The sequence below is a fragment of the Lentzea sp. NPDC055074 genome (assembly GCF_053608005.1).
Genome location: NZ_JBSGUQ010000030.1, coordinates 32,495 through 45,734, shown reverse-complemented (window position 1 = coordinate 45,734; position 13,240 = coordinate 32,495). Strand labels below are relative to the sequence as shown.

The following is a 13,240-nucleotide window of genomic DNA, read 5'->3' as shown; positions in this document are numbered from 1 at the left end:
GGAGTTCTCCGTCGTGTCCGAGCGCACCCTGGTTCTCGTTAAGCCCGATGGCGTTGCCCGTGGTCTCGTTGGCGAGGTGATCGCCCGCATCGAGCGCAAGGGCCTCAAGCTCGCCGCTCTCGAGCTGCGCACCGCAGACCGTGCCACCGCCGAGCAGCACTACGCGGAGCACGACGGCAAGTCGTTCTACGGCGACCTGGTCGACTTCATCACCGGTGGGCCGCTGGTCGCCCTCGTCGTCGAGGGTGTTCGCGCGGTGCCGGCGTTCCGTCAGCTCGCCGGCGGGACCGACCCCGTCGAGAAGGCCACCCCCGGCACCATTCGCGGGGACTTCGGCACCGAGGTCCAGTACAACCTGGTGCACGGGTCGGACTCGGCCGAGTCGGCCGAGCGTGAGATCAAGATCTGGTTCCCCAACCTCTGAGGGTCCTCCAGTGCGACGACGAATGGCCTCGGCGTGCCGCCGGGGCCATTCGTCACAGTGAGGCCGAGTGAGCCTCGCGGAAGTGTTGTCGCAGTGCCGTGCGCTTGGGCGGCGACACCACGAGACGGCTGCCGTGCAGGCCTGAGTAGGCCGGGTAGTCGCGGATGGTGGAAGACACGTACACCTGCAACGAAGTCGGATGCACTGCCACGAGGCCACGGTCGAAGAGCTTGTGGATGTCTGAACGCAGGAGCAGGCCTTCGTCCACGTCGTGGCGACCGTGCGTGGAGAACGCCAACAAGTGTGCGGCTTCCAGCGCTTCTGCTGGGCAAGGCCCGGTGACGGCGCACACCAGGCCGTACTTCTGGAGCAGCTGTTCGCGGTAGGCGGCCTGTCCGTTGCGCACCTTCACCAGCGCCCGGCGGTGGCCACCGGTGATCGGGGGCGGCGGGGTGGTCGTGGCGGGCTTGGGGATGTTCACGAGCATTCGCGCGAGCATCACCTCGAGTGTGCTCACGTCCAGTGGGCTGATGGATTCCTGCTTGGAGTTGTTCAACGCAGCTGTACGCAGTTTTTCGACGGTGATCGCGCCATCGAGCGCCCGCCACGTCCGCTCGTAGCGGGCCGTGTACCGCGTGATGTCGATGTCCACCGGAACAGGTTCGTGGAAGGTTGTGCGGCACGCATCGCGCAAGCAGAGAAATGGCGGGGTCTTCACCTTGCGCCGCTTGAAATTCGTGAAGCCGCACACCGGACACGTGTTCCGCTGCTTGGTCAGACCCGGCGCCACGTCGATCTTCTCGATCGTAGCGGCGCCAAGCGCAACCCTCTTGTCTCGGACAACGACGAGGTCGCCTGAATGCACTGTTGCGCTGTTGTGCACGGTTGAGTCGTAGACGTAGAAAGCATCCGGAACGTCGGCATATCCGTCGTTGCCCTGGAAGTCCCGCTCATCACCGAATGACAACAGTGCCCATGCTCGCATGCCTCATCTAACCGCGACGCGGGCTGCTGCCCAGGCCCCCGGCTGCCGCCCCGTTCAGTGTCGTCCCCTCCGGATAACCCAGCGGCAGGTACATCCACACGTCGTCCCACCGCTCGGTTCCCACGGCGATCGCGTTCGGCATCCGGCCGCACTCCCGGAAACCCAGGTGCTCGTACAGCTCGATGGCGCCGTGGTTGTTGCCGCGCACTCCGAGCATGAGGATCTCGATGCCCTGATCGGTGGCGTTGGAGATCAGGCCCTCCATCACCCGCTTGCCCAGTCCCAGGCCGCGTGCCGACGGGTGGGCCATGATCTGCTGGACCTCTGCCCGATGTTGGAACACGGCGGTCGAGCCGCGCCTCCACAGGCCCACCGCGCGCACCACGCCGTCCACCACTGCTGTGCAGAAGGCCGCGTCGCCGTCCCGGACCTGTTTCAGGACCGTGTCCAGCCAGGTCGAGATGCGGTCGTAGGTCGGGGGCTCGTGGTAGCCGACCGCGCCGCCTGCCGCCACCACGTCGTGCACCACCTCGTGGATCTCGGCGCGGAGGGTGCCGTCGGCTTCCGAGGGCCAGCGGAGTTCGGGCATGGGGCGATCGTAATTGCGTCGAGAATTGTCGGACCTGTTCGTTAACGTCGGGTCTTGTGGACAACCTTGTTGAAGCCAAGGCTCTGACCAAGCACTTCGGGTCGTTCGAGGCCGTTCGCGGCATCGACGTCGAGGTGCGGCGGGGGGAGGCGTTCGGGTTCCTCGGGCCCAACGGGGCCGGGAAGTCGTCGACCATGCGGATGATCTCGTGCGTGTCCGGGCGGACCGGTGGGGAGCTGAAGGTCCTCGGGATGGATCCCGGTACCGAGGGACCCAAGATCCGGGCTCGGCTCGGGGTGGTGCCCCAGTTGGACAATCTCGACACCGAGTTGACGGTTCGGCAGAACCTGCAGATCTACGGGCGGTACTTCGGGATGTCCCGGCAGAAGTGCCGGGAGAAGGCCGAGGAGCTGCTCGCGTTCGCGCAGCTCTCGGATCGGGCGGACCAGGAGGTCGAGCCGCTCAGCGGCGGGATGAAGCGGCGGCTGACGATCGCTCGGTCGTTGGTGAACGACCCTGAGCTGCTGCTGCTCGACGAACCGACGACCGGGTTGGACCCGCAGGCTCGGCATCTGTTGTGGGACAGGCTGTTCCGGCTGAAGCAGGACGGCGTCACGCTCATCATCACCACGCACTACATGGACGAGGCCGAGCAGCTGTGCGACCGGCTCGTCGTGATGGACGGTGGGCGGATCGCGGCCGAGGGGTCGCCCAGTGAGCTGATCAACCGGTACTCGACCCGGGAGGTGTTGGAACTGCGGTTCCAGCCCGGGGCTGAGAAGCCCGACCTGGAGCGCTTCGCCGAGCGGGTCGAGGTGTTGCCGGACCGGCTGTTGCTCTACACGAAGGACGGGGAGGCGGCGCTCCAGAGAGTCCACGAGCACGGGGTGCAGCCCGTGCAGAGCCTGGTGCGGCGCAGTTCGCTGGAGGACGTGTTCCTGAGGCTCACCGGCCGGACGTTGGTGGACTGATGGAGACGTTGCGGGCGAGCTGGTTCGGGTTCGAGAAGACCTGGACGTGGTACCGGCGCAACTGGCGCGCCACGGCGGTGTCGAGCTTCCTCACGCCGGTGTTGTTCCTGCTGGCGCTCGGGCTGGGGTTCGGGTCGCAGGTGCAGTCGACGGCGTTGATCGGCGGCGTGCCGTACCTGCAGTACCTCGCGCCGGCGCTGGTCGTGGTCACGGCGGTGCAGGGGGCCACGTTCGAGTCGACGTTCCCCGTCATGTCGCAGTTCATGTGGCAGAAGTCGTTCATCGCGATGGTGGCCACGCCGATCACGCCGGCACAGGTCCTGTACTCGCAGACGATGTGGATCGGTTCGCAGTTGCTGCTGCGGTCTGTGGTGTTCGTGGGGGTCGCGGCGGCGTTGGGGGCTGCGGCCGGGCCCGGGATTCTGCTGGCCATTCCCGTCGCGACGCTGGCGGGGCTCGCGTTCAGCGCGCCGTTGGTGGCCTACAGCGCGACGTTGGACAAGCCGGACGCGTTCAACAACATCTTCCGGTTCGTGCTGATGCCGATGACGTTGTTCACCGGCGCGTTCTTCCCGGTCAGCCAGCTGCCCGACTGGTTGTTGCCGCTGGTGTGGCTCACGCCCGCGTGGCACGGCATCGAGCTCGCGCGAGGCGCGACGTTCGGCACGTTGGACCTCTTACCGGCGTTGGGCCACGTCGGGTACCTCGGCGCGTTGGTCGTCATCGGCGTCGCGCTCGGCGTGAAGTTCTTCCACCGGAGGCTGGCCGTATGACGCAGACCCTGGAACGAGAGAAGGCCAGGCCCGCGAGCGTCGGGCTGCTGTGGCGGGTGATTCCGCCGGGGCTCTACGGCAGGCGGGCGAGCATGCTCGTCGAACGGTCCGCGGTGGTGAACCGGCGGGCGTGGTTCGTGCTGGTCGGCGGTGCTTTCGAGCCGATGCTCTTCCTGTGGTCGCTCGGCCTCGGGTTCGGGCAGATGGTGACGGCGGTGGCCGGGCCGGACGGGCGGCCGATCTCGTACGCGGCGTTCGTGGCGCCCGCGCTGCTGGCCGCGAGCGCGATGAACGGGGCCGTGTACGACGCGACGTTCAACGTGTTCTTCAAGTTCAAGTACGCGAAGCTCTACGACGCGATGCTCACGACGCCGATGGGGCCGATGGACATCGCGATCGGCGAGATCTCGTGGGCGCTGCTGCGTGGCGGGCTGTACTCGGCCGGGTTCCTCGGCGTGATGCTCGGGATGGGGCTCATCTTCTCGCCGTGGGCGTTGCTCGCGCTGCCGGCCGCGCTGCTGGTGGCGTTCGCGTTCGCAGCGGTGGGCATGGCGGCGACGACGTTCATGAGGTCGTGGCAGGACTTCGACCTGGTGCAGCTCGCGGTGCTGCCGCTGTTCCTGTTCTCGACGACGTTCTACCCGCTGTCGGTCTACCCGGGCTGGCTGCAGGCCGTGGTGACGTGGACGCCGCTCTACCACGCCATCGAGCTGATGCGCGGTCTCACGCTGGGCGTCGTCGGCTGGGGCATGCTCGGCCACGTCGCGTATTTCGCGGTGCTCGCGGCCTTCGGAACGGTGGTCGCGGCGCGGCGATTGGGCAAGTTGTTGCTGGACTGAGGCGCGATTCGGCCCCCGCCTGTGGGGGCCGTTACTCTGGTCGTGTGAGTGCTGAGTCTGTTTTCCCCAGGTTGGAGCCTCTGCTGCCGCGGATCTCCAAGCCGGTGCAGTACGTCGGCGGGGAGCTCAACGCGACCGTCAAGGACTGGGACGCGGCGTCCGTGCGCTGGGCTTTGATGTACCCCGACGCGTACGAGGTCGGCCTGCCCAACCAGGGCGTCATGATCCTTTACGAGATCCTCAACGAGCTGCCGGACGTGCTGGCCGAGCGCACCTACGCGGTGTGGCCGGACCTCGAGGCGTTAATGCGCGAGCACGACGTCCCGCAGTTCACGGTCGACGGGCACCGGCCGGTCAAGGCGTTCGACCTGATGGGCATCAGCTTCGCGACGGAGCTGGGCTACACGAACATGCTGACGGCCCTGGACCTCGCCGGCATCCCGCTGCACGCGGCCGACCGCACCGAGGACGACCCCATCGTGGTCGCCGGCGGGCACGCGGCGTTCAACCCGGAGCCCATCGCGGACTTCGTGGACGCGGCGGTGCTCGGCGACGGTGAGGAGGCCGTCCTCGAGATCACCGAGATCGTGAAGACCTGGAAGGCCGAGGGCTGCCCCGGTGGCCGCGACGAGGTGCTCACGAGGCTCGCCGAGACCGGCGGCGTGTACATCCCGCGCTTCTACGACGTGGAGTACCTGCCGGACGGGCGCATCCAGCGCGTCGTGCCGAACCGCGACCGGGTCCCGTACCGCGTCTTCAAGCGGACGACGATGGACCTCGACGCGTGGCCGTACCCGAAGCAGCCGCTGGTGCCGCTCGCCGAGAGCGTCCACGAGCGGATGAGCGTCGAGATCTTCCGCGGCTGCACGCGCGGTTGCCGCTTCTGCCAGGCGGGCATGATCACCCGCCCGGTGCGCGAGCGGTCCATCGAGGGCATCGGCGCCATGGTCCAGAAGGGACTGGAGGCGACCGGCTTCGAAGAGGTCGGCCTGCTGTCCCTGTCCAGCGCGGACCACAGCGAGATCGCCGAGATCACCAAGGGCCTCGCGGACCGTTACGAGGGCACCAACACGGGCCTGAGCCTGCCGAGCACGCGGGTCGACGCGTTCAACATCGACCTCGCGAACGAGCTGTCCCGCAACGGAAGGCGCTCGGGTCTCACCTTCGCGCCCGAGGGCGGCAGCGAGCGGATGCGCCGCGTCATCAACAAGATGGTGTCCGAAGAGGACCTCATCAGGACGGTGTCGGCCGCGTTCTCCAACGGCTGGCGGCAGGTGAAGCTCTACTTCATGTGCGGCCTCCCGACCGAGGAGGACGAGGACGTCCTGCAGATCGCGGAGATGGCGAAGAACGTCATCCGCGCGGGCCGGCAGGCGAGCGGCCGCAACGACGTCCGCTGCACCATCTCGATCGGCGGGTTCGTGCCCAAGCCGCACACGCCGTTCCAGTGGGCCCCGCAGTGCGACCCGGACACGGTCGACGACCGGCTGCGCAAGCTCCGCGAGGCCGTCAACGCCGACCGCAGCCTCGGCCGCAACATCGGCATGCGCTACCACGACGGCAAGCCGAGCCTCATCGAAGGCCTGCTCAGCCGGGGTGACCGCCGCATCGGCAAGGTCATCGAGGCCGTGTGGCGCGACGGTGGCCGGTTCGACGGCTGGAGCGAGCACTTCTCCTACGACCGCTGGACCGCGAAGGCGGCGGAACAGCTGGAGCCGTTCGGCGTCGACCTCGCCTGGTTCACCATGCGCGAGCGCGAGGAGCTGGAGGTCCTGCCCTGGGACCACCTCGACTCGGGCCTCGACAAGGAATGGCTCTGGGCCGACTGGCAGGACGCGCTCGACGAGCGCGAGCAGGACGACTGCCGCTGGACCCCGTGCTTCGACTGCGGTGTGTGCCCCGCGATGGGCACCGACATCGAGGTCGGGCCGACGGGCCGCAAGCTGCTGCCGATCTCCCCGGTCGGCGTCGGCTCGCCCGTGAAGAACCCCGCTCTCACGCCGTAGCCGTCCACAGCGAAGAGGGGCCCTTTCGAGCGTTCACGACGCTCGAAAGGGCCCCTCTTGCGGTTGCGGGGTGGTTACCTCGTGACGGCGGCGAGCGCGTCCACGAGCCCGTGGCCGTAGAACGAGTTGTACTCCGAGTACCCGGTGCAGAACGCGTCCTGCACACCCGTCCCGTTCAGGTCGTAGTCGGCGGGGCAGGCCAGCGTCGACGCCTGCGCGTTCAGCATGCGGCCCAGCGACACCGCGTCCGTGTCCGGATGCGTCGACGCGATCAGCGCCGCCACGCCGGACGCGTGCGGGGTCGCCATCGACGTGCCGCACGAGTAGTCGTAGCCGGACGGCACGGTCGACAGCACGCACCCGTTCTGCGTGCGCGGGTCACCGCCCGGCGCCGTCACGTCGATCGCGCCCAGCCCGTACGAGCTGTACCCGGCCTTGGTCTCGGTCGAGTCGACCGCCGACACGCCGACGACGTTCTTGAGCTGCGCCGGCAGCACCACGCACGTCGAGTCGACCGGGCGGGTCTGCGCCTCGCCGTTCGTCGGCGACATCGAGTCGCGTCCCGGCCGGGACAGGTCGGCGGCGGCGTTCCCGGCGGCGGCGACCGTCAGCACGTTGCGCGACGTCGCGTGGTCCACGGCACGACGCACGGCCTCGTAGACGATGCGCTGGCCGGGCTCGCTCTGGCACGTGAACAGGTACGGGTCGATGAAGTAGCTGTTGTTGGTGATCGTCATGTTCTGCGAGGCGGCCCACATGAAGCCGCACACCGCGTACTCGGGGTAGATGAAGCCGTCGTCGTCCACGACCTTCACGGACGCGATGCGCACGCCCGGTGCGACGCCCGTGGTGCCGCGGCCGTCGTCCGCGGCGGCGATCGTGCCGGCGACGTGCGTGCCGTGGGCGGAGGTCGTCGGGGCCCAGGCGGAGGACGACGTGTCGGGCTTGCCGGTGAGGCACCCGGCGGACATCTCCGGCGCCAGCGCGTCGGCCAGATCGGGGTGGCGGGCGTCGACACCGGAGTCCAGCACGCCCACGACGACGGACTTGGAGCCCGTGTTGATCTTGTGCGCGGCCGGCGCGTTGATGAGATCCATGTCCCATTGTTCGGCGGAGCGCACGCCCGAGGGCCGGAACAGCTCCGTGTCGTCCTTCTTCCGCTTCACCGACTGCTTCGCGATGCTCTCGGCCTGGGCGCTGTACGCGCGGTCCGGGCCGATCAACTTGAGGAAGCTCGGGTCCGGCGAGGTGGCCACCGCGACCGAGATCTGCGGGTAGTAGACCGTCGTCAGGCCGCACGCCGCCGTGATCTCGGAGTTCGCCGTCTCGGCGGGCGTGGCCTGCGGAAACACCACCAGGTAGCGCAGCAGGGGACCGGGCTGGATGCAGGTGTTCACCACGGGTGCCGGGTCCGGTTCCGCGCCGGCGGGCAGGGATGCCGCCATGCACCCGGCCACGAGCAACGCGGTCATCGCCGCCGCTCGGGCGCGGTGGGGCAGAGGCACCAGGGACCTCCAGGTCGGCAGGGCGTCCAGTCAGCCGGACCGTAGCCACGCGCAACGATCTAGACAAGCTGAACGTTCTGAATCAGGTTCACGGTACCGTCCTCATGGACGAACAGCCTGCGCCGATGGGACCGCTCACCCGTCGGAACACCACTCGGGAGCACCACTGAGCCGCAACCTGCCCAACAACCCCTCCGCCGCGGCGGTGCAGAAACTGCGCCTCCGCTACACCAAGCGGGGGAGGTTGCGTTTCACCTCGCACCGCGACATCGCTCGCACGTTCGAACGTGCGCTGCGCAGGGCAGGCGTACCCATGGCCTACTCCCAGGGGTTCAGCCCTCACCCGAAGGTGTCGTGGGTCGGTGCCGCGCCGACCGGCGTGGCCAGCGAGGCCGAGTACGTCGAGGTCTCGGTGGTCGAGGTCCTCGACCCGGTGGCGCTGAGGGCCGCGCTCGACGAGGCGTTGCCGCCCGGCATCGACGTCGTCGAGATCGTCCAGGCGCGAGGTGGCAACCTCACCGAGCGCATCGACGCGAGCGAGTGGCGGATCGAGCTCGACGGGGTGGAACCCGACGAGCTGGCCAGGGCGGTGAGCGTCCTGCTCGCGGCCGAGTCCGTCGAGGTCGAGCGGCTCACCAAGAACGGCACGAAGATGCTCGACGTGCGGCCCGCCGTCGTGTCGGCGCTGGTCGAACCACGTTCGAGCGACGCCGGACACGATGACACCGCTTTGTCACGACCGTGTGGGATACTCATGACGGTTGTACGGCAGGTAACGCCTACCGTGCGACCCGACGACGTGCTGAATGCGCTTCGCGTCGTAGCCGATCTCGTGCCCCCGGTACCTGCGAGAGCAACCCGGATGGCGCAGGGAAGGCTCGACGGCGAGGGCAGGCTGGTGGACCCGCTCCAGCAGGACAGAGAGTCCTGACGAGCGCAGACGGTTGTCTGTTCGGTCCGGTCCAGCCGGGACGCGCATACAGGAGGAGCGGCGCTGACAGCGGCGTCGTCGTGGGACCTGCGCAAGCGTGCGCCCAGTGAGGCGCCACGCCGCTGCGCGCGAGGCAAGGATTCCCGCCGCGAGAAGCGGTGGAAGAGACGAGAGAGGCCCCTGCGCGGCCGCGTCCTCACGGGACGCGCCCGGGGGTGGAGGAGCTGCATGTCGAACGAGGACAAGCCCGCCGGTGTCACCGGCGGGCAGGGCGTGGTTGCCGCACGCCCGGCACTGGCGGACCTGCCGGACAAGCTGCGGGTCCACGCACTGGCGAAACTGCTGGACGTCAGCAGCAAGGACGTGATGACGGCGCTGGCCGACCTCGGTGAGGTCGCCCGCAGCGCGCAGTCGAGCGTCAGCCGCGACGTCGCGCTGAAGGTCGCCGAGACCCTGGTGGACTGGGACGACGTGGTCACCGGTGAGGTCACCGAGGACTACGAGGCCCCCGCGATCCCGGCGTTCGAGGCACCGGCGCTCGCGCCGATCTTCGCCGCGCCGAGCGCGGTCTTCCTGCCGCCGACGCCGGTCGAGCGCCCCAAGGCGTCCGCCTCGCCGTTCATGGTCGAGGAGACGCCGGTCGTCGAGGAGAAGTCCATCGGCGAGATCGCCGCGGACGAGCTCGACGCCGCCGAGGCCGATGCCGACGCGGACGGCGATGCCGACGGTGACGACGAGGGCGACAGCCGCCGTCGCCGCCGCCGGGGCCGTCGTGGCCGCGGTCGCGGCAAGGGCACCGACGCCGAGTCCGGTGACGAGTCCGACGAGGCACCGGCGGAGGACGCCGAGGCCACCGAGGAGACCGAGGCCACCGACGAGGCCGAGGACGAGGGCGACGAGGGCTCGACCCGCCGTCGCCGCCGTCGCCGTCGCCGCAAGACCGGCGCGGACGACGAGGTGACGTCCGAGGACGACCCGCCGAACACCGTCGTGCACGTCCGCGAGTCCCGCGACGCGCGGGACGACAAGGCCGACTCCGAGGCCGCGCAGAACGAGGTGCGGAGCATCCGCGGCTCGACGCGCCTCGAGGCCAAGCGCCAGCGCCGCCGCGACGGTCGCGAGGCCGGCCGCCGCCGTGCCCCGGTGCTGACCGAGGCCGAGTTCCTGGCCCGCCGCGAGGCCGTGGCCCGCACGATGGTCGTCCGCGAGCGCGGCGACCGCACCCAGATCGGCGTGCTCGAGGACGGCGTGCTCGTCGAGCACTTCGTCACCTCGTCGGGCAGCGGCTCCATCGTGGGCAACGTCTACCTCGGCCGCGTCCAGAACGTGCTGCCGAGCATGGAAGCCGCGTTCATCGACATCGGCCGCGGCCGCAACGCCGTGCTCTACGCCGGTGAGGTCGACTGGGACGCCGCCGGTCTCGAGGGCAAGTCCCGCAAGATCGAGCAGGCGCTGTCCAGCGGCGACTCGGTGCTCGTCCAGGTCACCAAGGACCCGGTCGGCCACAAGGGCGCCCGCCTGACCACGCAGATCAGCCTCCCCGGCCGCTTCCTCGTCTACGTGCCGGGCGGCGGTGCCACGGGCATCAGCCGCAAGCTGCCGGACAACGAGCGCAAGCGCCTCAAGGACATCCTCAAGCGCGTCGTCCCCGAGGACGCCGGCGTGATCATCCGCACCGCCTCGGAGGGCATCTCCGAGGAGGAGCTCGGCCGCGACGTCACGCGTCTGCAGGCCCAGTGGAAGGTCATCCGGGAGAAGGCCGACAGCACCTCCACCAAGGCGCCGACGCTGCTCTACGAAGAGCCGGACCTGCTGGTGAAGGTCGTCCGCGACCTGTTCACCGAGGACTTCGCCCAGCTCGTCGTCCAGGGTGACGAGGCGTGGGAGGTCATCGACTCGTACGTCCGCCACGTCGCGCCCGACCTGCAGGACCGCCTGAAGAAGCACGTCGGCAACAACGACGCGTTCGTCGAGTACCGCATCGACGAGCAGCTGATGAAGGCGCTCGACCGCAAGGTCTGGCTGCCCTCGGGTGGCTACCTGATCATCGACCGCACCGAGGCGATGACGGTCATCGACGTCAACACCGGCAAGTTCACCGGTTCCGGCGGCAACCTCGAAGAGACCGTCACGCGCAACAACCTGGAGTCGGCGGAGGAGATCGTCCGCCAGCTCCGGCTGCGCGACATCGGCGGCATCATCGTCATCGACTTCATCGACATGGTGCTCGAGTCGAACCGCGACCTGGTGCTGCGCCGCCTCACCGAGTGCCTCGGCCGCGACCGCACGCGCCACCAGGTCGCCGAGGTCACCTCGCTGGGTCTCGTCCAGATGACCCGCAAGCGCGTCGGCACCGGCCTGCTCGAGGCGTTCAGCCAGACGTGTGAGCACTGCCGCGGCCGCGGCGTCGTCGTGTCCACCGAGCCCGTGCACTCGCACGGCGGTGGCAACGGTGGCGGCCAGCAGCAGCAACAGCAGGCCCAGGGCGGTGGCCGCAAGTCGCGCCGCAACAAGGGTGGCGGCGAGCAGGCGGCCGAGACCACCGAGGTCGTCGAAGCGGCCGTCGAGACGCCGGTCGAGCCCGAGGCCGTCCAGGTCTTCGAGCCCGGTGAGCCCGAGGACACGTCCGAGGACTTCGTCGCCGCCGACCAGGAGCACGAGGCCCACGGTCGTCGTCGCCGCCGTCGTCGTGGCCGCGACAAGGAGCCGCAGGCCGTCGTCGACGCGGTCGTGGTCGAGGAGCAGGCGCTCAACGGTCACGTGCCGCACGAGGTCGCCGAGGACCCGGCACCGGTCGAGCTCGAGCCCGTCGTCACCGAGTCGGTGGCCGCCGAGCCCGAGGTGATCGAGGAGACCGTCGAGGAGCTCGTCGAGCCGGTTGTCGAGCCCGTCGTCGAGAAGCCCCTCGTCACCGGTCGCATCGGCGCTCAGCAGCCCGCCGTGACCGGCCGCATCGGCGCCCAGCGGCCCCTGCCGGCCGTGGAGCCCGAGCAGGAGCCCGCCGAGGCCCCGCAGCCGGTCGCCGCACCCGAGCCCGTCGTGGAGGCCCCTGCGGCCCCCGTGGAGGCCCCTGTGGTCCGCACGCGGCGTCGTGCGGCCAAGCGCCCCGCCGGTGCGCCGGTCGCCGCCGAGGCACCCGCCCCGGTCGTCGTCGAGGTGCCCAAGCAGCCCGAGGTCCAGATGCCCGCACCGGTGGTCACCACCACCACTCGCAGGCGGCGCGCCGTGTCGCGCCCCGCGGGACCGCCGGTTCAGGAGGACTGACGCGAGGAAAGTGAGACCGGGGTCGCCTGCGGGCGGCCCCGGTTTCGCGTTGGGGGACAAGGGTTGTGAGGGACCGCACAGCCTGCGGGAACGCGTTCTGGGCACCCCGGTTTGCTCCCGGCGTACCCACTCCCGTAACCTTGTTGACGGCCCGCCATCCGACGGGTCCTGTCGTGTGCCTCCTCTGGTGCCTGTGGTGGAAACACCGTTCCCAGACTGGTTGGCGCACGGCCCGTCACCATCGAGTAGCAGGAGACTTCCGTCCTGATGTACGCGATCGTCAAGACCGGCGGCAAGCAGTACAAGGTCGCTGTCGGCGACATCGTCGAGGTCGAGAAGCTCGAGGGCGAGCCGGGCACCGAAATCTCCCTCCAGGCGCTGCTCGTGGTCGACGGCACTGACGTCACCGCAGACGCGGCGGCCCTGGCGAAGTTCTCGGTGACCGGCAAGCTGGTCGAGCACACCAAGGGCCCGAAGATTCGCATCCACAAGTTCAAGAACAAGACCGGCTACCACAAGCGACAGGGTCACCGTCAGAAGTTGACCCGTGTCGAGGTCACCGGCATCACCGGTAAGTGAGGACCTGACTTCTCATGGCACACAAAAAGGGTGCATCCAGTTCCCGCAACGGCCGTGACTCCAACCCCCAGTACCTGGGTGTGAAGCGGTTCGGCGGTCAGGTCGTCAAGGCCGGCGAGATCCTGATCCGCCAGCGCGGCACCAAGTTCCACCCCGGCGTCGGCGTCGGCATCGGCAAGGACGACACGCTGTTCGCCCTGCTGCCGGGTGCGGTGGAGTTCGGTTCGAAGCGCGGTCGCAAGACCGTCAACATCGTTCCGGTCGCGGTCTGAGAAAGACCGCTCCTAGAACGTAGTTAGACCTCTGCGAGGGGCGGGTCCGGGTCATCCGGTCCGCCCCTCGTTGTTTGTTCGCAGTCTTTTGAGAGGAAGTAG

At 69.1% G+C, this 13,240-nt stretch carries 12 protein-coding genes; 9 read left to right on the top strand and 3 right to left on the bottom strand.

Features of this window, described 5'->3' with window-relative positions; translation table 11 throughout:
- Positions 1 to 13 precede the first annotated feature (13 nt).
- Entirely contained in the window at positions 14 to 424 is a 411-nt protein-coding gene (gene ndk / locus ACWF7A_RS41665; protein ID WP_191305657.1) for a nucleoside-diphosphate kinase, read from the top strand.
- A gap of 52 nt (positions 425 to 476) precedes the next feature.
- Here the strand turns inward: ndk and ACWF7A_RS41660 are convergent, their stop codons facing one another.
- Complete coding sequence (locus ACWF7A_RS41660; protein WP_452255981.1) at positions 477 to 1,409, bottom strand: HNH endonuclease; 933 nt, start codon at positions 1,407 to 1,409, stop codon at positions 477 to 479.
- A 7-nt stretch (positions 1,410 to 1,416) separates the two neighbouring features.
- Entirely contained in the window at positions 1,417 to 1,998 is a 582-nt protein-coding gene (locus tag ACWF7A_RS41655; RefSeq protein WP_452255980.1) for an N-acetyltransferase family protein, read from the bottom strand.
- Positions 1,999 to 2,054: 56 nt separating this feature from the next.
- On the opposite strand from ACWF7A_RS41655, the gene ACWF7A_RS41650 reads away from it, so the two are divergent.
- Genes ACWF7A_RS41650 through ACWF7A_RS41635 form a run of 4 tightly spaced genes read left to right on the top strand, consistent with a single transcriptional unit; the run spans position 2,055 to position 6,587 of the window.
- The gene (locus ACWF7A_RS41650) at positions 2,055 to 2,969 is read left to right on the top strand and encodes an ABC transporter ATP-binding protein (protein WP_452255979.1); all 915 of its coding nucleotides are present in this window, start codon (positions 2,055 to 2,057) and stop codon (positions 2,967 to 2,969) included.
- A complete protein-coding gene (locus tag ACWF7A_RS41645; protein ID WP_452255978.1) occupies positions 2,969 to 3,742 on the top strand; it encodes an ABC transporter permease in 774 nt (257 codons plus the stop codon). Before ACWF7A_RS41650 ends, ACWF7A_RS41645 begins: the two co-directional genes overlap by 1 nt.
- Positions 3,739 to 4,581, top strand: a complete 843-nt coding sequence (locus tag ACWF7A_RS41640) for an ABC transporter permease (protein WP_452255977.1) — start codon at positions 3,739 to 3,741, stop codon at positions 4,579 to 4,581. Before ACWF7A_RS41645 ends, ACWF7A_RS41640 begins: the two co-directional genes overlap by 4 nt.
- Positions 4,582 to 4,625: 44 nt before the next feature.
- Entirely contained in the window at positions 4,626 to 6,587 is a 1,962-nt protein-coding gene (locus tag ACWF7A_RS41635; RefSeq protein ID WP_452255976.1) for a TIGR03960 family B12-binding radical SAM protein, read from the top strand.
- A 74-nt stretch (positions 6,588 to 6,661) separates the two neighbouring features.
- Here ACWF7A_RS41635 and ACWF7A_RS41630 read toward each other — a convergent pair whose 3' ends face one another.
- Positions 6,662 to 8,092, bottom strand: coding sequence for a S8 family peptidase (locus tag ACWF7A_RS41630; RefSeq protein WP_452255975.1), 1,431 nt, complete (start codon positions 8,090 to 8,092; stop codon positions 6,662 to 6,664).
- Between the two features lie 205 nt (positions 8,093 to 8,297).
- On the opposite strand from ACWF7A_RS41630, the gene ACWF7A_RS41625 reads away from it, so the two are divergent.
- From ACWF7A_RS41625 to rpmA, 4 genes are all read left to right on the top strand, one after another.
- The gene (locus ACWF7A_RS41625) at positions 8,298 to 9,023 is read left to right on the top strand and encodes a TIGR03936 family radical SAM-associated protein (RefSeq protein ID WP_452255974.1); all 726 of its coding nucleotides are present in this window, start codon (positions 8,298 to 8,300) and stop codon (positions 9,021 to 9,023) included.
- A 228-nt stretch (positions 9,024 to 9,251) separates the two neighbouring features.
- A complete protein-coding gene (locus ACWF7A_RS41620; RefSeq protein WP_452255973.1) occupies positions 9,252 to 12,287 on the top strand; it encodes a translation initiation factor IF-2 N-terminal domain-containing protein in 3,036 nt (1,011 codons plus the stop codon).
- A gap of 267 nt (positions 12,288 to 12,554) precedes the next feature.
- On the top strand, positions 12,555 to 12,866 hold the full coding sequence (gene rplU / locus ACWF7A_RS41615) for a 50S ribosomal protein L21 (RefSeq protein WP_030479431.1): 312 nt from the start codon (positions 12,555 to 12,557) through the stop codon (positions 12,864 to 12,866).
- A gap of 14 nt (positions 12,867 to 12,880) precedes the next feature.
- Positions 12,881 to 13,138 carry a 50S ribosomal protein L27 gene (rpmA, locus tag ACWF7A_RS41610; RefSeq protein WP_266037684.1) on the top strand — a complete coding sequence of 86 codons (258 nt, stop codon included), beginning with the start codon at positions 12,881 to 12,883 and terminating at the stop codon, positions 13,136 to 13,138.
- Positions 13,139 to 13,240: the final 102 nt, after the last annotated feature.